Source organism: Bacillus sp. 5mfcol3.1 (genome assembly GCF_900114335.1).
Classification (GTDB): domain Bacteria; phylum Bacillota; class Bacilli; order Bacillales; family Bacillaceae_G; genus Bacillus_A; species Bacillus_A thuringiensis_S.
In genome coordinates, this window is sequence record NZ_FOST01000003.1 from 115,167 (window position 1) to 135,427 (window position 20,261).

A 20,261-nucleotide genomic window follows, 5' to 3' on the forward strand; every position below is an offset into this window, starting at 1 on the left:
ATGTGTTGGAGGTGAGTTTTATGGACAAAAAAGACTTTGAAAAAGTGTATAATGATTATTTACATCAAGGAGAAGAGCAAGCTCAATTTGAAATAGCTCAGGAAGTTACTTCAGGAGCAGAACAAATTGTTGCCGTTCGTAAAAATGATGATGGAGATTTAATAGCGTTTAAAACAAGTAGCGGGAGAGAGTTAGATTATATGACTGCTCTTAATGAAGCAAAATCAGGGAAGTTAGCTCATGTGGACGTATTTCATAAGTATGGCAGAGATATTATACGTAGTGAACCGGATGGAATAAAAGAAAATAACTTAGATAATTTACCTTCATTTTAAACGGGTAAACCTCAAGAAGAGAATGTACATTACGATATTCTCTTCTTTGTTTTGCGAAGTTTTCCTAGCAAATAGACGATTCATTTTTAAAGTGAGATCATACTTTTAAAGAGTGCTCTAAATTTCTCTTTATCTTCTGCTGTAAATGGTTTCGGTCCCTTTGTACGTTTACCACTTTTTCGAACCATTGCACTTAAATATCGTGTTTGTAACAATTGTTCAATGTTATCATTCGTATACTTATAGCCTTTATGGTGTAGAACGATACAGCCTTTTGCTAAAGCGAGCGAAGCAAGACCGTAATCTTGTGTTACGATTAAATCTTCTTTTTTTGCTAACTGCATAATTCGGTAATCTGCAGCATCTGCTCCAGAATCAACATAAATTGTTTCGACACCTTTTGGCTGCTCTGCATTAGAATAATGTGAAAAACTAGTAACGAGGGTAACAGGAATTTCCACATTCGTAGCCTCAAAAATAATCACATCTTTTACAGGACAAGCATCTGCATCAACGTAAATCTTCATTTTATCACTCCTATAAATAGGTTCGAGTTGATAATAATGGTAGATTTAGGTTTTGTCAAACGAGAAAGCTTTATTTAAAGTTATTTTCACATACCAAAATAGCCTGGCGTAAACGAGAAATACCTTCCGCAATTTGATCAATATCCACTTTTCCATAAGATAAACGTATATAACCATCTTTCGCACCGAAAATACTACCTGGCATAAAAGCAATTTCTTGTTTTAAACTTTGCATAATGAGTTGTTTTTCGTTTATAGGTTCTTTTAATTTCCCCCAAATGTATATACCACCAGTAGGGTTTGAAAAAGAGATTTTATCATGAAGTTGCTCGTTTAGGGCACGAACGATAACGTCTCTTTTTTCTGCTAATTGTTTTCGTAACGGTACGATATGAGACTGAAATGGTACGGTTTCGAAAAATTGCTGCATAAGCCACTGCGGGAAAATACTCATTCCTAATTCCATTTGGTGCCGTGCGTCTGACAATCGCTCTACGACAGACTGTGGGGCGACAAGCCAACCGACTCGTAATCCTGGCGCAATCATTTTTGATAAAGAATGTACATAAATGACAGTTCCGTTTTCATCTATTGATTTCAAAGTAGGACAAGGTTGTTTCTTTTCTAGCGTCAGCAAACTAGAGGGATCATCTTCAACGATTGCAATTCGTAAATCTGCGCAAAGTGATAATAGTTTTTTTCTACGGTTTGGATGAAGCATCGTCCCCGTAGGATTTTGGAAGTTTGGATTTAAAAAGATCATTTTAATACGGTGTTTTCTATATAACTCCTGTACATCATTTGGATTAATACCATGTTCATCGACAGGTAACGGGAAAATACGAATACCTGCTGATTGGAATAACGGCAAGGAATAACAGTGTGAAGGACTTTCGAAAGCAACAGCATCACCTGGATTTAATAAACATTGCACGATAAGGTGAAGTGCTTGCTGTGCGCCAGATGTAATCATAATGGATTGTTCAGTCGCCTCAACTTTTAAATATTCCTTCATATATTTTACGACCGCTTGTCTTAGCGGGAGATAGCCTTGCGGATGATCGTAACTTAATGAATGCGTTAACGGTTGTTCACGTAAAATCGCTTGTAGTTGATCGTGGGGATAAAGATTACAACCGAGCTCTCCGTTTGCAAAATCAATAATATTTTCATTTTGTTGTACTTCTGCCCGAATATGGCGAAGTAGTGGTAAGTTTGGTAAAAAAGTACCACCTTCTACGAAATTTCTCCAGTTCGGCGTTAATGTTGGAGAAACACCCCACATATGTGTACTCACTCGTGTTCCTTTACCAGTCGTACTCTCTACAATTCCCATAGCACGTAGTTCATTATAAGCAGTCGTTACTGTACTTCTGTTTACATTTAACTGCGTAGCTAATTTCCGTTCTGAAGGGAGGAAGCTTCCTGGAGGAAGTTCTCCATATGTAATACGTTTTTCAATAAAGTCAACAACTTGCTGATAAATAGGGATTTTACTGTCACTATCTAGTTTCCATTCCATAAAAAACGCCTCCGTATCTCTTATATACATCAAGTATAGCAAATTGGCTGGGTAAAAAAACAGCCAATTGGACGGTGTTATATCCAGCCAATTTTACTATGCTAAATAGGGAAGGGGAGATTCGGATGAAACGATGGCAAATGGAATGGCTCCTAGTATCAGTTGCATTAGTATGGGGAGCAAATTATACAATAGGAAAGTATGGAGTGGCATTTATGTCATCCATTCAATTTAATAGTTTACGATTTTTAGTAGCATCACCGGTATTATTACTTATCACTTTTATGATGGAACGCTCATTACGTATTGAAAGAAAAGATTGGTTACGATTAGTAGCAGTCGGTATCGTTGGTACAACAATGTATCAAACGATGTTTATGCTATCTGTGAAATATACTTCAGCAACAAACGCCTCATTATTAATTGCAATGTCACCTATTTTTACAGGGATATTAGCAGTATTGCACAAACAAGAACGTTTTTCGATGAAAGTACAAATTGGTTCAATAGTGGCCTTTGTTGGTGCAGCATTCGTTTTATTAACAGGGCATACAGGAGGAGCTACTTACGAATATGCGTGGCTCGGAAACATAATTGGATTAGTCGCAGCGATTGCGTGGGGATGGTACCCAATATTAGCGCAACCTCTTATAACAAAATATTCCGCAATGAGAGTCACATCTTGGTCAACTTTAATTGGAATTGTACCTCTCGTTGTATATTGTTTATTCAACGTAAATACATTAACGTGGCCAGTAGACATGCCAAGCTGGGGGTCTCTAGCATATTCAATCGTCTTCGCGACAATCTTCGGACTTGCAATGTGGTATGTCGGTATTAGTAAAATAGGCTCAACGAAAGTAATGGTTTATATGTATCTTGTACCATTGTTCGCAGTTATCTTCGCGGCAGTAACTATCGGAGAGCAAATCAACATGATGCAACTCGTTGGCGGACTTATAATCTTTATCGGTTTATATGTTGTAAAAAAGGGTGGAATTCAAAAGCCAGCTCTCAATTTGAAAAAAGTAAGTTAACAATAAAAAGGATCTCTTTCATATAGAAGGAGATCCTTTTGGTTTTTGTAATAAAAGCGCTTGTTCAACAGCCCATTTTTGATGATCATGAATGAGAAGCTCTACAGCAAGTAAAGGAGACATCCACCGCAAAACATGATCTTCCTCACAGTTTTCAGTTTGTGTCTGCACCATGTGCGCAATATAAAAGAACCCATCGTTTAAATAATAAGTATCTTCTTTTTCCGCATAAAAATATCGCATTGCATTACCGATATATTGATTAATTTCAATTACCCATCCTAATTCCTCTAGTAGTTCACGATGTAAGCATTCATCTTTTGTTTCGGTACCTTCCATACCGCCACCAGGTAAAAAATAACGGTCTCCTTTTTGGATAATAGCAATGTTTGAAGAAGTTGAGTTAAAAATAATTGCATAACAACTAGGCCGTAATACATATGCTCAGTAGGCTTTTTATAACCAAAAATAAGTTTAGATATCATAAAACACGTCACCTCTCTATAAAATACACAAAAGGAATAATAAGGTAAAAATAGAATTGTATAAGTATAATCTTACGAGATTGGAGTGATAACAAAATGATAAATCGAAAGTGTTCGCGCTGTAAAGAAATTACAGGTACATTGCACGGTGGTAAAAAAATTAAGGAAGAATTTCTATGTGAGGACTGTTTGCAAAAAGGAATTGCGAGTGGAGAAATCGAATTATCACAAGTGGAAGAAAAACAAACTTCGTATCTTTCTATAAAAATATTAAAAATAATGAGTGTGATTTATTTAATAGGATCTATTTTAATGGCTTTTTCAACTGGTCCATTTATACATAATCTGGGGTTTGATGAAATGTCCATTTCAGGATCAGAATTAGGTTTAATAAGTATTGTTATGCTAGGTTCTATATTTCAGTCAGTTCTCGTATTTTGCGGGATATGGGTATTTATCCTATTAGTAGAAACAGTCATTAAAATTTATGAAAAAATGAAGTGAGTGAGAGGGAGAAACATATGCGAGTAAGAAACATCCAAGGGGAAGATTATGTAAAGATTCATTCTGTTTTAAATGATTGGTGGGGCGGGAGAGACATGGCTACCATGTTGCCAAAATTGTTCTTCATTCACTTTCAAGAAACGAGTTTTATTATTGAAGAAGAGGGAGAAACGTTAGGTTTCTTATGCGGTTTTTTTTCACAAACATATAAAGATGAAGCATACGTTCATTTTATCGGTGTGAATCCGAAGTATAGAAGAAGAGGAATTGCATCGACATTGTATTCTTATTTCTTTGATATCGCTCGTGCAAATAACCGTAAAGTTGTAAAAGCAATCACGTCACCAGTAAATAAAAAATCAATACAGTTTCATAGGGAGATTGGCTTTCGAATTGAGGCTGGGGATGATGAAATAGAGGGTGTATCGGTACATACAAATTATGATGGGAATGGTGGTAGTAGAGTATTATTTTTGAAAAATGTGTAAAAGTAGGCTAGCACAAAGTTAGCCTTTTTGTTGTGAGGAGCTAGAAATATGGAGAGTAAACAAAGTAGAAATGAGTATTTAAGACGCATACATAAGGTTCAAGATTATATAGAATCAAACATAGACAGTTCACTATCCATTGAAAAGCTAGCGGATATAGCAGGATTTTCGAAGTTTCATTTTCATAGAATTTTTAAAGGAATAGTAGACGAGCCGTTATCACGATATGTAAATCGATTGAAGTTAGAAAGGGCAACAAATCTTCTTACATATCGATTGGATATGACGATTACGGATATCGCTTACCATTTTGGTTTCACAGATTCAGCAGTTTTCTCCCGAACATTTAAAAATTATTACGGTGTAAGTCCGTCTCAATATCGAAATGACAATAGCAAGAATTGCAAAGACGTAAGGGGAATTCCTCAATACAATGAATGTAAGCAGGTTCGAGGAAATGTTGAAATTGTAACAGCGGATGATATAAATGTTGCATACATAAGACATATCGGTACATATGGAGAGTTAACGATAGCTTTTCCGAAAATGATAGAGAAAGTATTTCATTACGCAGCTAAACAAAACTATCATGTATTTGATGATACGAAAGTATTAACCATTTACCACGATCATCATGAATTTACTGAGGACTATCATTTAAGAACAAGTTTATGTATAACAATTCCGGATGCGTCCGCAGTAGAAACGAACGACATAGGAATAATGATAATACCTTCTGGAAAGTATGCAGTAGGACATTTTGAAATATTCCAAGATGAATATAAAGGGGCATGGGACTTTATATACGGTGAGTGGCTGCAAAATAGCGGATATAAACCGAGAGATTCGTATCCTTTTGAAATGTATAAAAATGATCCAAGACGGCACCCGGAAAAGAAACATATAGTTGATATATATGTACCTATCGAACCTTTTTAATTATAGGTTAAAGGGGAATGAATGATGAAAAATGCTGAAAAGTTAAATCTGATTATAAAAGAAGAATATGAAAATATGAATGGGATGTTAGTAGTGCAAAAAGGGGATTATATTTTTGAAAACTATTATAACGGTCATGGTCCAAATGATGCATTTCATATAGCGTCAGTTACAAAAACGGTAATCTCTGCCCTAATTGGGATATGTATAGATAAGGGCTATATAAAAAGCGTTGATCAAAAAGTAATAGAATTTTTCTCGGAATATAACGTTAATTCATCTGAAATAACAGTACGACATCTGTTGACAATGACAGCTCCACATCCTTTCATAGACTGGCAGGAGCCGTTAGAAGAACTATGTATGCAACGAGATTGGGTACAGTATACGTTAAATAGGATAGGACAAGGCGGAGAAATTGGATCTTTTAAATATTCATCTGCAGGAGCACATGTACTATCAGCGATTATTACGAGTGTAACAGGAAAAAGTGCCCGTGAGTTTGCGAATGAATACTTATTTCAACCACTCGGCATGAGCGAAATTCCAAACTACAATATGAAAGCATTTGGATTTGATGACTTATTCGGAAAAGCTGTAAAGGGATGGGTTCACGATCCAAACGGTATTTCGACGGGTGGCTGGGGACTAACGTTAACGGTTAGAGATATGGCTAAGTTTGGACAGCTGTATTTGAATGAAGGTATTCATAATGGAAAACAAATACTATCAAAATCATGGATAAAAGAATCAATAGCGATGAATTCAAATCAATATGGTTACTTATGGTGGTTACGAGAAGAAGAGGGTGTCTATTCGTATTGTGCAATGGGTGATGGTGGGAATATGATTTGCTGTATTACGGAGAGGGAATTGGTGGTGGCGATTGCGTCTGAAAGTATACCGAATGCAGGGGATAGATGGAAGTTAATTAAAGAGTGTATACTTCCTTATTTAAAAGATTAATATGTTTATATTATGAAAATAAGAATAAAAGGTCTAGTTATACTTGTTTTGTTTTCCATAATATAAATAAGTGTTGTGAGAACAAAATTGTTCAACTAAGATTATAAAACTTCAACACCTATACGATTATTGAATAATTGCAAGGTGTTGAAGTACTTTATGAGCAATTAAAGGTACTTTCAACTAAAAGTGGAAACACCTTTTTTCTTTAGTTTTAATTATTCTTTAACTTTGTGATGTATAAGATACATTATGCCGAGCACAATTGCTAGTAAGATAAATTTAATTAATTCTATTAGGCTGGCATCCCACTTGTTTTGCACTACATCTGTTAAATAAAATACATTAAACATACCATGTAAAATTGCGGGTGATATTACAGAACCACCGTATTCTCTCGCGTATGTCAAAATTATAGATAATATAAATAATAAAGCGAGATAACTTAATATTCCTACAAACCAAAACTCATAATTTTTATAAAAGATTGCTACTGGTAAATGCCATAAAGACCAAAACGAAGCTGTAATAATAGCTGTTTGCATGAATGAATATTTTTTTCGTAAATAGTAATGAAAATTTCCGCGCCATATAATCTCTTCTAATAATGCAGATAAAAATCCAACTGTAAGACCAACGAGTAAGAGAAATCCTAATTCATTCCAATGATTATATAAGAACTTAATATCATAAATATAAAAATAAAAATGGAGACATAGTCCTAGAAGTAGTGGGAATAATATGGAGAAGATTAGTGTTTTTATTTTTGGACGTGTAATTCCAAATGTGTGAACTATTTTTTGCTTCTTATATAATTTTTGATATAAAATAACAGCTAAAAACGGAACAACCATCGTAAACCCCAAATAATTACGACCATTTTCTATGTTCAGCAAGATGACATATACAAGTGATGTAAGAAAATAAATACATAATGTTGAATGATAAACTATGTGTTTATTAATATTTTTCACCTGCCTAAGTATGTATAAGTGGTTAATCGAATATCCGATATTTTAATTATATATGAAATGGAAATCGACAGAATGAATATTTCCATATTATTGTTTTTAAGATAGAAAAAGTGTCGAAATTGCATATATTGAACTTGTAGAAAAAATTTAATTATCCCCGTAACTTTTCACAACAAAAAATCGTTAAACAAAAGAATAGATTTTTTATCACGAATGGGGGAGAACCATGAAAATTCTAATACTAGGCGGTACACGATTTTTAGGAAGAGCTTTCGTAGAAGAGGCGTTGAAAAGAGGGCATGAAGTTACAATATTCAATCGTGGAACAAACAATGAAATTTTTCCAGAAGTGGAACATTTAATCGGTGACAGAAATGGTGATGTATCAAGTTTAGAAAATCGAAAATGGGATGTTATCGTAGATACGTGTGGGTTTTCTCCGCATCACATTCGGAATATTGGAGATGTCTTAAAAGATAATTTAAAACATTATATATTCATCTCAAGCCTTTCCGTATATAAAGATTGGATTCCGCATGACATAAAAGAAGACTATATATTACAACCTGAACCGACGGAAGAGCAAATAAAGGCTGTAGAAAATGGTGAAATATCTCCTTATGAGCATTATGGTGCGCTGAAAGTATTATGCGAAAAAGAAGCAGAGAAGTATTGGCCGGGGCGTGTTTTACACGTAAGAGCAGGACTTCTTTCAGGAATGTTCGATTATACAGATCGACTTCCATACTGGATCGGGCGTGTAGCAAAAGGAAGTAAAGTGTTAGTTCCAGGAAGAAAAGACCATCCAGTACAGATAGTTGATATAAAAGACGTCGCAAACTGGGGACTAAACATGGCAGAAAACAAAAATGCAGGTACATTCAATGTAACAGGTCCGAATTATGATTTGACGATGGAAGAGCTATTAAATACGTGTAAAAAAGTTACGAATAGTGATGCTGAATTCGTTTGGATAGAGGAATCGTTTATGAATGAACATAAAGTGCAGCCTTGGACAGAGATGCCTTTATGGCTTCCAGAAACTTTTTCATTAGAAGGTGAAACGAAGCCGTGGAAAGGTGGATTTTCAATTAGTATTGAAAGTGCTGTTAAAGAAGGACTTACTTTTAGAAGGTTAGAACATACAGTTACAGATGTGTATGAGTGGATGAAGAGTGTGGACGAATGGGAATTAAAAGCAGGGATTTCAAGGGAAAGAGAAAAGATGTTATTGGATAAGTGGTATGGAATAAAGAGAGTTTAAATAAGAATCTTGTGAAAAAAGGACTCTGTTTATTGGTTAAACAGAGTCCTAATATGAATCTACCACTCAATCGGTTCTTCCCCGTACATCTCCCATAGTGTAGGAAACATCTTTTTTAAACCTTCCTCATCGTCTTCATCCCAATCTAACTCGATATCAACTTCCTCAAACTCTTCATTTGTTAAGACATGGTATAGTGTAAAGTAAGTATCATCTTCATCCCCAGTCTTCTCCATGTAAACTTCTTGCCCGAAATATAGAGTAAGTTCTTCAATCTCTGGGACGTCATACTCACTCAAGTTTTCTAATACAGGAATTAATCGTTCTGGATCTTCAATACAAGCTTCGTATGTCTCTTTTCCTTGATATAATAACCATCCGCGGAAGTAATCGAAAGTATCATCTGAACAGCCACCCATAATAATATAGGCTGCTGTCCATAAACGGGAGGTATAGGAGTCTTTCAAAAGGCGATGCATATGCGTATCAAAAGCTACAATTTCATGTACTGTACGTTTAGCAAGGTGAGAAGTAAGCCATTCTATTTGTTCTTCTTGGTCCTCACCTTTCGTTTTTGCACGATGAAGTAGTTCCCAAAATTCTTCTTCGGTTATCGTTTTTTCTTTTATGTAATCTTCCCCAGGCAACGGGTCTGTATATCCTTTTTTACGTTTGGAAGCAACTAGTTTATTAGCTTCTTTCATACATTCTTCTTCTGTTTCAAACTCTTTAGCTTTCACACTGCCAGCTGTGCCAATTTTTCCGTAAAACACAACATAGTCTTTTTCTTTCACAACGATTTTCCAAAACTTATTTGATTTCTCAGTTTGCTGGATTAATAACGTTTCCATCCGTACCCCCATAATGTTTTCTAGTGTGCAATATGATTGTAACATATGTATATACACTTGTAATGATGAAAAATAATAGTTTAGAAAATTCAAAAATCATTGAATGAAGTGAATAAATTTAGTAACCTTATTTGTACAGTAATTACATAATATTTTTGTAATAATTCGATATTTATATGAGGGGGCATTACGGATGGATCTTACGTTTAAAGTTGAGGAAACATGTTTTAATTACCGCGTTGGAGCAATTTGTAAACATGATAATAAAATACTCATTCTGCAAGGTGACGGTGAAGATTTTTGGTATGTACCCGGCGGTAGAGTAAAAATGCTAGAGAATAGTGAAGATGCATTAAAACGAGAGCTTGCGGAAGAGATAGGTGTTCCTATTAAAAGGAAAAGGTTAATATGGTCAGTAGAAAATTTCTTTACACTTTCTGAGCGAAAGTTTCATGAAATTAGTTTTTATTATGAAGTAGAGCTACATGAGTTACCTGCGAGTGGAGCGGATCAATATATTTTGGAAGAAGAGGGTAGAACGTATTTGTTTAGATGGGTGCCAGTAGAAGAACTGCATACATATAACTTACAGCCTGCATTTATAAAAGAGAAAGTAAAGGATGTATCAGTTCACACAGAACATATCGTATTACAAAAGTAAATGTATTCGGAGGGGAAAATGGTGAAGGGAACTAAAAAAGAGGTACATATAAATGACAAACTAATTCGTTACACACATATCGAAAAAGGTTCTAGTACGGTTTGCTTTATGTTTTCAGGTTCAGGATACAATTATGATAAGCCGTTATTTTATTACGCAACGATGTTAATGCTTGAACATAAAATAGATGTAGTACATATTCATTATTCTTATGACGAACAAGTAATGAATAAATCAATGGAAGAAATAACGAAAGTAATGATGGATGATATTAATCCTATAATGAAGGAAGTATTAAAGGGTAAGCAATATAACGATACTATGTTTTTAGGGAAGTCACTTGGAACAATTCCGATTGCAAATGATTTAATGAAGAGAGAAGAGTTTTTACAGTCAAAAATGATACTACTTACACCTTTACTAACTTTTGATTCTATTTTTGAGGCGATTTTACATAGTCATCATGAAGGGATATTAGTAATTGGAGATAAAGATCACCAATATAATGCAGATCAAATTGATCAGTTGAATAAAACGAATCTAACGATCGATGTTGTTAAAAATGCAAATCATTCTGTAAATGTTGGGGAATATGAAACAGAGAATTCAATTGAGGCGATAGCAAATATAATAGAAAAACTTAAAGAAGTTATTAGGACAAACTAACCTATCAATACATGCAAAAAGAGGTGCAATTTGCACCTCTTTTTTACTTAATAAGCCCTCAAAACATGAAGTAAATAATCCTTACGATTCAGCGGATTATAATCAACACGTTTTCGAGTAGGGAAGGGAGCCTTCAGTTCTTTGTAACCAGATGGCTTCATTGTAAATATTCCTTCTCCTTCAGTGAATGAATGGAGTATTCGCTTAAAATTCTCTGTTTTCGCAACAGGTAATGAGCCTGTTAACTGGTAAGAATCATTGTATAATTTAGGCTCGCTAAAAGTTGCTGGAATAGCAGCTAATTTATACATCGCGGTACTAATTGCGTACTCCGGTACATTCAATTCAAACTCGTTTACTGGTTCATATACATATGTTTCAGCTTGAATTAAAGCATCCATTAAAACGAGTGGTGTTAAGTTCCTAAAGTCACTCGCTGTTGTAACAGGACTAGCATAACCTGTATGTGTTAACGTGACGATAATGTCCGTAACTTCCCATCCGTATAAACCTTGTTTTAACGTTTGAAATACAGTATCTTCAATTGCTTTATGAAATGCTAATGGAAGTGATCCCAGTTCAACACCTAACTTATATGTTACGCCAGAATTAAGTTCATCACGTTCGATTTTAAAACCAATTGTTGCGTAAAATGGATTCGCTTTTTCGCCCATTACTTCAACACTTTTCCCTATGCCAATGGGTTTTTCAATACATACGACACGCGTATTTGAGAAAGTAACTTGCAAATTATATTTCTCATAAAGAGTTGTTTCAATTACTTCTTTTTGAACTTCACCGAAAAGGCGAATATATAGTTCATTATGAATATCATCTTTCCACACTTTAATAAGCGGATCTTCTTCACATAGCTCCATAAGTGCAGCGTATAGATCATGAATACGTTCTTTTGGTAATGCTTCAATAGCAGCTTCCATTTGTGGTTCGGCAAAGTGAATATCTTTTATATAATCAGTCCGTTCACCGATAATATCACCAATTTTAATATCACTAAGTCCCCACACTTTGCAAAATTCTCCGCTAGGAACGATTGAAGCTTGAACTGCATTTCCGTTATGAAACATACATATTTTCTTAATCTTTTCTTTATGAGCTAGAGCATCATCACGCAGTATATGAACATATTTTCTAACGTGTAAACGACCAGAAAAAACTCTTACATATGCAATCTTTTCCCCAGAAGGTTCACGTTCAATTTTAAAAACAACACCGGATAATACTTCATTTTCTGCCGACTTATTAGCGGGAATTAAGTCTGAAATATTTTCGAGCAGTTCAGTTACACCTGTACCTGTCATGGCTGAACCGAAAAAGATAGGGAACACATTTGCTTGCGCTATCTGTTTAATGAGTTCCTCTCTTAATAGTGCGCCCGGTACGATTTCATTATTTACATATGACTCAAGTAATGATTCATTATATGGTGCTAACAGTTCCATACAATTTTCATATGATTTGTATTCAATGATTCGGGCTTCTTTCGTTCCTTCGTTTTCTACAGAGTAGAAAGGGAATGCTTCATTTGAAAGAACCTCTTTTATTTGTTTCATAACTTTTTCAGTATTTGCACCGCTACGATCAATTTTATTAACGAATAAAATAGTCGGTATGTTTAGTTTCTGTAATGTTCGCATTAAAATTTTTGTTTGCGCTTGCACACCTTCAGCAGCAGAAATAACTAAAATTGCACCGTCTAGAACACGAAATGATCGCTCCACTTCAGCGATAAAATCAGCGTGTCCAGGTGTATCAATGACATTTACTTTTATGTCATTGATACAGAAAGAGACGACAGATGCTTTAATCGTAATTCCGCGTTGTCTTTCTAATTCCATTGAGTCAGTTTGCGTATTACCACTATCTACTCGGCCAATTTCTTTAATCACATTTGTTTCATAAAGAATACGCTCAGTCAAACTCGTCTTGCCAGCGTCTACGTGCGCGACAATCCCTATATTTATTGTTGTCATATGTGAATATCCTCATTTCATTTTCCATTTTTAATTCCTCATTTCTATTTGTGTATTGCCGCATTACAATCACTCTCCAGTCATTTAAATTAGTACTATTATAGTGCAATTAACATTATTTGTAACGCGACAAAGCGCCTTAATTTGGAAAAATATAAATGAAAACAAAATGCTTGCATTCTAAATAGATATAGATTATATTAATTGACATATCAACTATTGATACATCAAACGTTTTTATTTTGTGTATAAAGGAGGGATAGTTTGACAAGTTCATGCTCAAAAGAAGCGATTATTTTATATAAATTACACTTTCTAAATAAAGAAGTAAGTTCGAAGTTTGAAGGTTGTACGGGTATGAGCCAGTCCCGATTAGAGCTTATACTTCAGTTATATGAAGTAGGTGAAATTAGTCAAAAAGCACTTCAACAAGAAGTGAATATTGATAATGCTGCGATAACGAGGCATTTAAAGCAGCTTGAGGCAAATGAAATGATTACAAGACGTAAAAATCCAGATGATAATAGAATTACGTTAGTTTCTCTTACTGAAGAGGGACGAAATAAAATTCAGGCGTTTCAAGAGGAAAAAGAACGTTTTGCAGCTTCAGCATTTAAAGGGTTAAGTGAAGAACAGCGCGATAATCTTTTAACTATGTTAAATCACATTCAAGAAAATATAAAAGAACTATAAAAAGGGAGAATTCAACTATGACTAACTCAGTAAAAACAAATAATTTTAACGAAATTTTAACAGGACGCCGTTCAATTCGTAAATACGATTCTTCAGTGAAAATTAGTAAAGAAGAAATGACAGAAATTCTTACAGAAGCAACACTTGCACCATCTTCTGTAAACATGCAACCATGGAGATTTTTAGTGATTGAAAGTGACGAAGCGAAAGCGACACTTGCACCACTTGCGAAATTCAATCAATCTCAAGTAGAAACATCTTCAGCAATGATTGCTGTATTTGGTGATTTAAACAACTTTGATAACGCGGAAGAAATTTACGGTACAGCTGTAGAGCGCGGTTTAATGCCAGCAGAAGTAAAAGAAGATCAAATGAAAAAACTTTCAGCTTACTTCTCAATGGTTACACCAGAAGTTATGAAAGATACAGTACTAATTGACGGTGGTCTTGTAGCAATGCAATTTATGTTAGCGGCTCGTGCTCACGGTTATGATACTTGTCCAATTGGTGGATTTGAAAAAGACCAAATCGCAGAAGCATTCGGATTAGATAAAGAACGTCACGTACCAGTTATGTTAATTTCAATCGGAAAAGCTGCTGACAGTGGTTACCAATCAGTACGCCTTCCAGTTGAAAAAGTTGCTGAATGGAAGTAATTTTATAAATACAGAAATAAGTGAGATATGAGAGGGGAAACATCATGATTATAATTCACGCAATATTTCAAGTAGATCCAGCAAAACAACAATCATTTTTAGAAGAAATTCGTCCGCTAATTCATAGTTCAAGAGAAGAAAGTGGAAATGTATCTTATGATCTTTATAAAGATACGGAAAAAGAAAATGTGTATACGATGGTAGAAGTATGGAAAGATGAAGCAGCAGTTGCAAGTCATAATAAGAGTGAACACTTCACATCTTTCGTTAGCAAAGTAAAATCGTTTTTAACTGCTCCTCTTGATATAAAAGCTTATAATGGAGCGTTAGTAAAATAATATGGTGAAAAGGATATCCTTAGCGTTTGCTATGGGTATCTTTTTTTATTTTGATAGGAATATATTTACTTCTACTGTGATGTGTTATAATTTGGAAATGAATAATTCTTAATTTTCAGAATAAATAAAGTTAGGAGATATATACATGAGTACATTAAAGAAAATTACGGACAATATTTCGAAGGTTATTATAGGAAAAGATGAAGCGATTGAACTTGCAGCTATAGCACTTATAGCAAGAGGGCATATTTTATTGGAGGATGTACCTGGGACGGGGAAAACAACATTAGCGAAAAGTTTGGCTAAAAGTATAGATGCTAAATTTCAAAGAATTCAATTCACAGCGGATACTTTGCCTGGAGATGTTATTGGTCTCGAATATTTTGATGTGAAGGAATCGGAATTTAAAACGAGGTTAGGTCCTATTTTTGCAAATATAGTAGTAGTGGATGAAATTAATCGAGCTGTACCAAGAACGCAATCTTCGTTATTGGAAGTGATGGAAGAACGTACTGTTACGATTGCGAAACAGACACATTCATTACCAGAACCTTTTTTAGTTATTGCAACGCAAAATCCTCTTGAATCGGCCGGTACATTTCCTTTACCTGATGCACAACTAGACCGTTTTTTACTAACTATACGTCAAGGCTATCCTACGAGAGAAGCAGAAAAGGAGATGATGAATCGTTTTCAAATGAATGATCCGTTAGAAACGTTACATTCAATTATTTCAACTGAAGAAATTATTACAGTGCAAAAACGAGCAAGAGAAGTGTTAGTAGGGAATGATGTGCAAGATTATCTACTTGAGATTATTGAGGCAACGCGTAAACATGAGTTAATTGAAATTGGAGTAAGCCCGCGGGGGACGTTGGCATTTATGAGAGCGATTCAAGCAAGGGCAATATTAAATGAAAGAGATTATTGTACGCCAGATGATATTAAGACGCTCGCAGCATCTGTTTGCGCTCATCGTTTAACGTTAACGATTGAGGGGGAGATGAAAACAACGAGAGAACAAATCATGAAAGAAATTCTTCATACGATTAATGTGCCAGTGGAGAATGTACAATGAATCAACAACTTGTGTATACACCTTTAGCGGAGCCTTTAGTAATGGGAGTTATGTCAGGTGTAGCCGTTATTTTATGTGTATTTTCAAGTAATCTATTGTTTTTATCTCTCGTATTTTTGTATGTAATTTTAATAGGTGCGATGCATGTATACATACGTAAAGTATCTCGTGTTGAATGGGAATACAGTCAAGGGAATTCAAACGTTTTTATAGGTGAAGCGAATGTGTGCAAAATGAAAATTTCAAACAAGTCGTTATTCCCTATTTTCAATATCGTATTTCGATTTAAATGTGAAAATAAGTTAACTTGGAATCATGATGAAATAAACAAAAATCATAGTACAGGTTCAAATTATTATATAAATTTTAATATAAAAGGAAGAGAATCAGTTTCATTTGATTTGCAAGCTGTAGCTGTAAAAAGAGGAATTGCGAAATGGGAAGAAGTTGAAATTGTCATTACGGATCCCTTTGGATTCATAACGAACCATATAACGTATAAACAAGTTGAAACGCCGTCTTATTTAGTTTTACCAGCTGTTCCGAAAATCCAAGTTCCTGAATTGCAAGAATGGTCACGAGGGTTTCGAAAAGCGATGTCATCCCCCTTATATGATGAAACGAAAGTAATGGGAGTGAAGTCGTATGAAAATGAAGATTTTCGTTCTATCCACTGGAGTGCAACAGCGAAAACAGGGACGATAACCGCGAAAAAGTACGAGCGAACACAATCAGATAAATATGCGATATATCTCAACTTGCAAAATAAAAGCGGTATTTCTTTGCGAAATGATACAGAGGAACTCATTGAATTAACGGCAGGCATATGTAAACAACTGCTTATGCAAAACTGTTCATTTGAAGTATGGATCAATAGCGTAAAAGATAACGGTTTGCTACATATAAAGAACGGTCATAACCGAAAACATTTGCAAAATGTATTAAAAGTACTTGCCTCAATATCGGACCAAGATACTCCTGTATCGTCTACTTATTTTTACACAGCAGGCTTTCGGCGAAAAGAATTGGATGCAGTTCCTTTAATTCTTGGTACTTCCCCAAAGAAATACAGTAGAACGAATAAATGGGTCGTAATTAAAGAATAAGAAGGGGTTTATGTTATGGCTAATAAAGAGCGACATATGAAGGTGAAGATTTGGAGTATTAGAGTTTTCATGATACTTTTCTTTACGGTTAGTGCGATAACGTTATCACAAGGTGTTGTGCATGTACAAGACATAGTAAAAGGGCTTTTTTCTAGTAAGACGGAGACAATATCGGAAAGAAATTATGATTTTACTAGTTTAGACGAACAGTTTGATGAACCTGAAAGAATTATAGATGAAGAAACAGGAGTTGTAGATACAAGAACAAAAATAGATAGGAAAATTCCACTTTTTGTACGAAAAAATTCATGGACTGATGTGTTTTCTGTTCTTTCAAATTCATGGATTAGTGTCGTTTTTTATGTAATTATTGCAGTGGTCATTCTATATGCTTTTTATAAATTAATGAGGAAAAAGGTAATGAATTCAGAAATAGAACAGGATAAACAATCGATAACAAAAGAAAATACGGATAGAACCGAAAAGAACAAGAAAGTGAAGCATCAGTTTGAACAGCCGTTACCTAAAGATAAGATAAGGCAAACGTTAGTGGAATGGGAAAGAACTTTACCATTTCACGAACAGAGAAGGTCATATGAAACGATGCAACAATGGTTAAGTAGAATTTGTAGAACGCGAGATATTATTCCGATATATGAGTCTGTCCGTTATGGAGAAAAGACGTATACGGAGTTAGATGTAGAGAAGACTGTACGATGGATAGAGCGAGACGGGAAAGCGTGACATTAATATAAGTAAATGAAATTAACTGTAAATTAATTTCATTTACTTATATTTAATTACATGGTAATGTATACTTACTTTTTTATATCTCTACCAATGGAAAAAAGTTGCCTTAGTAGAGTATTGCTCGTTACATTTTTTATGAGTTTATCTTCGCTTCATCAGTATAGAATGAAAAAGAGATGAATTGATTACGGGTAGCATGTAAATAAAAAATTATAATTTATTTTTAAATTTTTATAAGGGTGTGAAAATAGAATGAAACCTGTATTGAAAAACATACTCCTTTCCTTTATTTTTTCTGCAGCAGGGATGTGTTGGTTTCTGTTTATGTTAGTTAGAGGAGGCGGAGACTGGTTATTGTCTTGGGTAGGTGTATTCATGGCCTTTTTATCTTTATACACGTTAATAGATTTATATTGTAAGTATACATACGATAAAAAATGGAGTAAATTGTTTATCAAAGCAACAGTTACTACCTTTAGTTTTGCAGTATTGGGAATCACCTTTGGTATTGTACACGAGCTATTACAGCCATGGAGTCTCAGTTTAATGGTTTGGTATTGGTTGTTAGTGTTACTTTTATTTGTAACGACCATAATATTATTAGTTTTTGTATTATTTGTTAATCGTAAAAATTATAATATTCCTGGGAGATATAGAATACTTATACTGCTTAATCTATTTCTTACGTTAGCACCAGTGCTGTGGCCATTAATACTTACTATTATCGGGAATGGCATGAACGCTAGTGCAGGATGGTAAAAGTAAATGAACTAAAAAGTTGATATAGGGTTTTAAATATGTAAAAGAACGAGTTTTCAAAAATTGAAAACACGTTCTTTTTTTATTTTCATACATTACTTTTTCTCATCTGGGCGTCTAATTTTGAAAGTAAGTATTTCGTAAGGAATGGATAAGAAAAAAGAGAGTTTTATCATTTAGGATGAAAGTATAGCTTGAATCAATACGATATGAATAGAGGAGAGAAAGCCTTATGAAAAAATGTTATTCCATTAAGTTAGCGAGTTTGGCAGTTTTATTAGCGGGTACTACTTTATTCACACCCGGTTTTACTGTGAAAGCAGAGTCTATTCAAAATATTTCTAATTCATCAGAAGCACATGACCAAAAGAATCGGAATGGTTGGAAACAAGTCATGCAGGAAACAATCCAAATTGGAGCGCCAGGGGTATTAGCTAAGACGTATAATAACGGTAAAATTAGTAGTTATAATGCTGGTTTGGCGGATTTAAATAGTAAGAAACCAATGAAATCGGATTATCGTTTTCGGATTGGAAGTGTGACGAAGACTTTTACTGCTACGACTGTTCTTCAATTAGTAGGAGAAAATCGTGTGCAGCTTGACGATTCGATTGAAAAGTGGCTGCCCGGCCTCATTCAAGGAAATGGTTATGATGGCAATCAAATTACGATACGTCAACTTTTGAATCATACGAGTGGTATAGCTAATTATTTAAAGTCAAAAGACGCTGATATTATGAATTCGAAAAAAACGTATACAGCAGAAGAAATAGTAAAGATAGGACTTGCTCTACCCCCAGATTTTTCGCCAGGTAAAGGTTGGTCGTATTCAAACACAGGATACGTAATACTAGGAATGCTTATTGAAAAAATAACGGGTAATAGTTACGCAGAAGAAATCGAAAAGCGCATTATTGAACCTTTGGATCTATCAAATACGTTTTTACCAGGGAATTCACCCGTTATTCCAGGTAAGAATCATGCTCGAGGGTATATGAAAATTGACGAAACAAGTGAATTGAAAGACATGACGTATTATAATCCGAGTTTAGCTAATTCAGCGGGAGATATGATTTCAGATGCAGACGATTTAAATAAGTTCTTTTCATCTTTACTCGGTGGTAAGTTATTGAAGGAACGCGAGCTAAAAGAAATGCTTACTACAGTTCCTGTAGAAGGAAAAGGGGTTGGTGATGGATATGGTCTTGGAATCTATGAGACTAAACTTCCAAATGGTGTCTCAGTATGGGGTCACGGAGGATCAATTCCTGGGTTTATGACTTTTGCAGGCGGAGTAATGGGAGGCAAGCATACATTTGCTGTCAATGTTAATTCTTTAGGTCCGGTTGATATTCTTACACAGTTTGATAAAATGATGCAAGTTGAATTTCAGAAATAGATGGAAAGAATGTGAATGGAATCCTGCTTTAAAGGACAGTATTAACATTCATAGTAGAACATCAAGAGTAATTCAACAATAAAAAAGGATGTCAGTTACACGACATCCTTTTTTATTGAGAATCAAAGAAGTATGTTTTGAATTTTGAAAATTGTTATTTTTGCAATTGTTCCATATAATGAAGGGTAGAGGGGTTATACAGGGGAGTTATGAATGGAGAATACTTTAGTTAGTTAATTGTTTTTATTTTAATAAATAAAAGTAAATTGATT

The 20,261-nt window shown here is 34.6% G+C and carries 22 protein-coding genes and 1 pseudogene; 17 read left to right on the top strand and 6 right to left on the bottom strand.

What is annotated here, in order from left to right:
* The first annotated feature begins 20 nt into the window (after nucleotides 1-20).
* On the top strand, nucleotides 21-335 hold the full coding sequence (locus tag BM089_RS18720) for a DUF3892 domain-containing protein (protein WP_000358159.1): 315 nt from the start codon (nucleotides 21-23) through the stop codon (nucleotides 333-335).
* 86 nt (nucleotides 336-421) lie between these two features.
* Here BM089_RS18720 and BM089_RS18725 read toward each other — a convergent pair whose 3' ends face one another.
* Nucleotides 422-862 carry a YaiI/YqxD family protein gene (locus BM089_RS18725; protein WP_000708772.1) on the bottom strand — a complete coding sequence of 147 codons (441 nt, stop codon included), beginning with the start codon at nucleotides 860-862 and terminating at the stop codon, nucleotides 422-424.
* 70 nt (nucleotides 863-932) lie between these two features.
* Nucleotides 933-2,384 carry a MocR-like pyridoxine biosynthesis transcription factor PdxR gene (locus BM089_RS18730; protein ID WP_069355842.1) on the bottom strand — a complete coding sequence of 484 codons (1,452 nt, stop codon included), beginning with the start codon at nucleotides 2,382-2,384 and terminating at the stop codon, nucleotides 933-935.
* A gap of 125 nt (nucleotides 2,385-2,509) precedes the next feature.
* Here BM089_RS18730 and BM089_RS18735 point away from each other — a divergent pair, with 125 nt between their 5' ends.
* Complete coding sequence (locus BM089_RS18735; RefSeq protein WP_053564117.1) at nucleotides 2,510-3,421, top strand: DMT family transporter; 912 nt, start codon at nucleotides 2,510-2,512, stop codon at nucleotides 3,419-3,421.
* Nucleotides 3,422-3,439: 18 nt separating this feature from the next.
* On the opposite strand, the pseudogene BM089_RS18740 reads toward BM089_RS18735, so the two are convergent.
* Nucleotides 3,440-3,906, bottom strand: a pseudogene (locus BM089_RS18740) (NUDIX hydrolase).
* 96 nt (nucleotides 3,907-4,002) lie between these two features.
* On the opposite strand from BM089_RS18740, the gene BM089_RS18745 reads away from it, so the two are divergent.
* The 4 genes from BM089_RS18745 to BM089_RS18760 are packed head-to-tail and all read left to right on the top strand — an operon-like array spanning nucleotide 4,003 to nucleotide 6,803.
* Entirely contained in the window at nucleotides 4,003-4,410 is a 408-nt protein-coding gene (locus BM089_RS18745) for a DUF3980 domain-containing protein (RefSeq protein ID WP_000610492.1), read from the top strand.
* A gap of 17 nt (nucleotides 4,411-4,427) precedes the next feature.
* Entirely contained in the window at nucleotides 4,428-4,898 is a 471-nt protein-coding gene (locus BM089_RS18750; protein WP_075717775.1) for a GNAT family N-acetyltransferase, read from the top strand.
* 48 nt (nucleotides 4,899-4,946) lie between these two features.
* Nucleotides 4,947-5,837, top strand: coding sequence for an AraC family transcriptional regulator (locus BM089_RS18755; protein ID WP_075717777.1), 891 nt, complete (start codon nucleotides 4,947-4,949; stop codon nucleotides 5,835-5,837).
* 24 nt (nucleotides 5,838-5,861) lie between these two features.
* Complete coding sequence (locus BM089_RS18760) at nucleotides 5,862-6,803, top strand: serine hydrolase domain-containing protein (RefSeq protein WP_090977703.1); 942 nt, start codon at nucleotides 5,862-5,864, stop codon at nucleotides 6,801-6,803.
* 218 nt (nucleotides 6,804-7,021) lie between these two features.
* Here the strand turns inward: BM089_RS18760 and BM089_RS18765 are convergent, their stop codons facing one another.
* On the bottom strand, nucleotides 7,022-7,777 hold the full coding sequence (locus BM089_RS18765) for a CPBP family intramembrane glutamic endopeptidase (protein ID WP_080451038.1): 756 nt from the start codon (nucleotides 7,775-7,777) through the stop codon (nucleotides 7,022-7,024).
* A 226-nt stretch (nucleotides 7,778-8,003) separates the two neighbouring features.
* Here BM089_RS18765 and BM089_RS18770 point away from each other — a divergent pair, with 226 nt between their 5' ends.
* A complete protein-coding gene (locus BM089_RS18770; RefSeq protein WP_090977705.1) occupies nucleotides 8,004-9,041 on the top strand; it encodes an SDR family oxidoreductase in 1,038 nt (345 codons plus the stop codon).
* Nucleotides 9,042-9,100: 59 nt separating this feature from the next.
* Here BM089_RS18770 and BM089_RS18775 read toward each other — a convergent pair whose 3' ends face one another.
* Nucleotides 9,101-9,892 (bottom strand): DUF4240 domain-containing protein, encoded by a 792-nt coding sequence (locus BM089_RS18775; protein ID WP_075720336.1) that lies wholly within the window; start codon nucleotides 9,890-9,892, stop codon nucleotides 9,101-9,103.
* Between the two features lie 193 nt (nucleotides 9,893-10,085).
* Here BM089_RS18775 and BM089_RS18780 point away from each other — a divergent pair, with 193 nt between their 5' ends.
* Nucleotides 10,086-10,553, top strand: a complete 468-nt coding sequence (locus tag BM089_RS18780) for an NUDIX hydrolase (protein ID WP_000366230.1) — start codon at nucleotides 10,086-10,088, stop codon at nucleotides 10,551-10,553.
* A complete protein-coding gene (locus tag BM089_RS18785) occupies nucleotides 10,554-11,219 on the top strand; it encodes an alpha/beta hydrolase (RefSeq protein ID WP_175495693.1) in 666 nt (221 codons plus the stop codon). It abuts the gene before it with no gap.
* 47 nt (nucleotides 11,220-11,266) lie between these two features.
* On the opposite strand, the gene BM089_RS18790 is transcribed toward BM089_RS18785, so the two are convergent.
* Nucleotides 11,267-13,210, bottom strand: a complete 1,944-nt coding sequence (locus tag BM089_RS18790; RefSeq protein WP_025117848.1) for an elongation factor G — start codon at nucleotides 13,208-13,210, stop codon at nucleotides 11,267-11,269.
* 264 nt (nucleotides 13,211-13,474) lie between these two features.
* On the opposite strand from BM089_RS18790, the gene BM089_RS18800 reads away from it, so the two are divergent.
* The 8 genes from BM089_RS18800 to BM089_RS18835 all read left to right on the top strand — a co-directional run bounded on the left by BM089_RS18800 (nucleotide 13,475) and on the right by BM089_RS18835 (nucleotide 19,989).
* Nucleotides 13,475-13,903 carry a MarR family winged helix-turn-helix transcriptional regulator gene (locus BM089_RS18800; RefSeq protein ID WP_000204169.1) on the top strand — a complete coding sequence of 143 codons (429 nt, stop codon included), beginning with the start codon at nucleotides 13,475-13,477 and terminating at the stop codon, nucleotides 13,901-13,903.
* A gap of 17 nt (nucleotides 13,904-13,920) precedes the next feature.
* Nucleotides 13,921-14,559: a nitroreductase family protein gene (locus BM089_RS18805; protein WP_061660012.1), complete on the top strand. Its 639-nt coding sequence runs from the start codon at nucleotides 13,921-13,923 to the stop codon at nucleotides 14,557-14,559.
* Nucleotides 14,560-14,603: 44 nt separating this feature from the next.
* Nucleotides 14,604-14,897: a putative quinol monooxygenase gene (locus tag BM089_RS18810; protein WP_000583827.1), complete on the top strand. Its 294-nt coding sequence runs from the start codon at nucleotides 14,604-14,606 to the stop codon at nucleotides 14,895-14,897.
* Nucleotides 14,898-15,042: 145 nt separating this feature from the next.
* Nucleotides 15,043-15,975 carry an AAA family ATPase gene (locus tag BM089_RS18815; protein WP_000105647.1) on the top strand — a complete coding sequence of 311 codons (933 nt, stop codon included), beginning with the start codon at nucleotides 15,043-15,045 and terminating at the stop codon, nucleotides 15,973-15,975.
* Nucleotides 15,972-17,081, top strand: a complete 1,110-nt coding sequence (locus BM089_RS18820; RefSeq protein ID WP_001075956.1) for a DUF58 domain-containing protein — start codon at nucleotides 15,972-15,974, stop codon at nucleotides 17,079-17,081. The genes BM089_RS18815 and BM089_RS18820 overlap by 4 nt, the downstream gene beginning before the upstream one ends.
* A gap of 15 nt (nucleotides 17,082-17,096) precedes the next feature.
* Nucleotides 17,097-17,825, top strand: a complete 729-nt coding sequence (locus BM089_RS18825) for a hypothetical protein (RefSeq protein ID WP_001284442.1) — start codon at nucleotides 17,097-17,099, stop codon at nucleotides 17,823-17,825.
* Between the two features lie 258 nt (nucleotides 17,826-18,083).
* Nucleotides 18,084-18,590, top strand: a complete 507-nt coding sequence (locus BM089_RS18830) for a DUF3902 family protein (protein ID WP_000805743.1) — start codon at nucleotides 18,084-18,086, stop codon at nucleotides 18,588-18,590.
* Between the two features lie 232 nt (nucleotides 18,591-18,822).
* Nucleotides 18,823-19,989 carry a serine hydrolase domain-containing protein gene (locus BM089_RS18835; RefSeq protein WP_000710680.1) on the top strand — a complete coding sequence of 389 codons (1,167 nt, stop codon included), beginning with the start codon at nucleotides 18,823-18,825 and terminating at the stop codon, nucleotides 19,987-19,989.
* The last annotated feature ends 272 nt before the right edge of the window (nucleotides 19,990-20,261 follow it).

Coding starts and splice junctions, on each gene's coding strand:
- BM089_RS18725 (WP_000708772.1), bottom strand. CDS start 862: ATGAAGATTTACGTTGATGCAGATGCTTGTCCTGTAAAAGATGTGATT.
- BM089_RS18830 (WP_000805743.1), top strand. CDS start 18,084: ATGAAACCTGTATTGAAAAACATACTCCTTTCCTTTATTTTTTCTGCA.
- BM089_RS18805 (WP_061660012.1), top strand. CDS start 13,921: ATGACTAACTCAGTAAAAACAAATAATTTTAACGAAATTTTAACAGGA.
- BM089_RS18835 (WP_000710680.1), top strand. CDS start 18,823: ATGAAAAAATGTTATTCCATTAAGTTAGCGAGTTTGGCAGTTTTATTA.
- BM089_RS18735 (WP_053564117.1), top strand. CDS start 2,510: ATGAAACGATGGCAAATGGAATGGCTCCTAGTATCAGTTGCATTAGTA.
- BM089_RS18775 (WP_075720336.1), bottom strand. CDS start 9,892: ATGGAAACGTTATTAATCCAGCAAACTGAGAAATCAAATAAGTTTTGG.
- BM089_RS18780 (WP_000366230.1), top strand. CDS start 10,086: ATGGATCTTACGTTTAAAGTTGAGGAAACATGTTTTAATTACCGCGTT.
- BM089_RS18720 (WP_000358159.1), top strand. CDS start 21: ATGGACAAAAAAGACTTTGAAAAAGTGTATAATGATTATTTACATCAA.
- BM089_RS18825 (WP_001284442.1), top strand. CDS start 17,097: ATGGCTAATAAAGAGCGACATATGAAGGTGAAGATTTGGAGTATTAGA.
- BM089_RS18750 (WP_075717775.1), top strand. CDS start 4,428: ATGCGAGTAAGAAACATCCAAGGGGAAGATTATGTAAAGATTCATTCT.
- BM089_RS18790 (WP_025117848.1), bottom strand. CDS start 13,210: ATGACAACAATAAATATAGGGATTGTCGCGCACGTAGACGCTGGCAAG.
- BM089_RS18745 (WP_000610492.1), top strand. CDS start 4,003: ATGATAAATCGAAAGTGTTCGCGCTGTAAAGAAATTACAGGTACATTG.
- BM089_RS18755 (WP_075717777.1), top strand. CDS start 4,947: ATGGAGAGTAAACAAAGTAGAAATGAGTATTTAAGACGCATACATAAG.
- BM089_RS18820 (WP_001075956.1), top strand. CDS start 15,972: ATGAATCAACAACTTGTGTATACACCTTTAGCGGAGCCTTTAGTAATG.
- BM089_RS18815 (WP_000105647.1), top strand. CDS start 15,043: ATGAGTACATTAAAGAAAATTACGGACAATATTTCGAAGGTTATTATA.
- BM089_RS18785 (WP_175495693.1), top strand. CDS start 10,554: ATGTATTCGGAGGGGAAAATGGTGAAGGGAACTAAAAAAGAGGTACAT.
- BM089_RS18730 (WP_069355842.1), bottom strand. CDS start 2,384: ATGGAATGGAAACTAGATAGTGACAGTAAAATCCCTATTTATCAGCAA.
- BM089_RS18770 (WP_090977705.1), top strand. CDS start 8,004: ATGAAAATTCTAATACTAGGCGGTACACGATTTTTAGGAAGAGCTTTC.
- BM089_RS18810 (WP_000583827.1), top strand. CDS start 14,604: ATGATTATAATTCACGCAATATTTCAAGTAGATCCAGCAAAACAACAA.
- BM089_RS18760 (WP_090977703.1), top strand. CDS start 5,862: ATGAAAAATGCTGAAAAGTTAAATCTGATTATAAAAGAAGAATATGAA.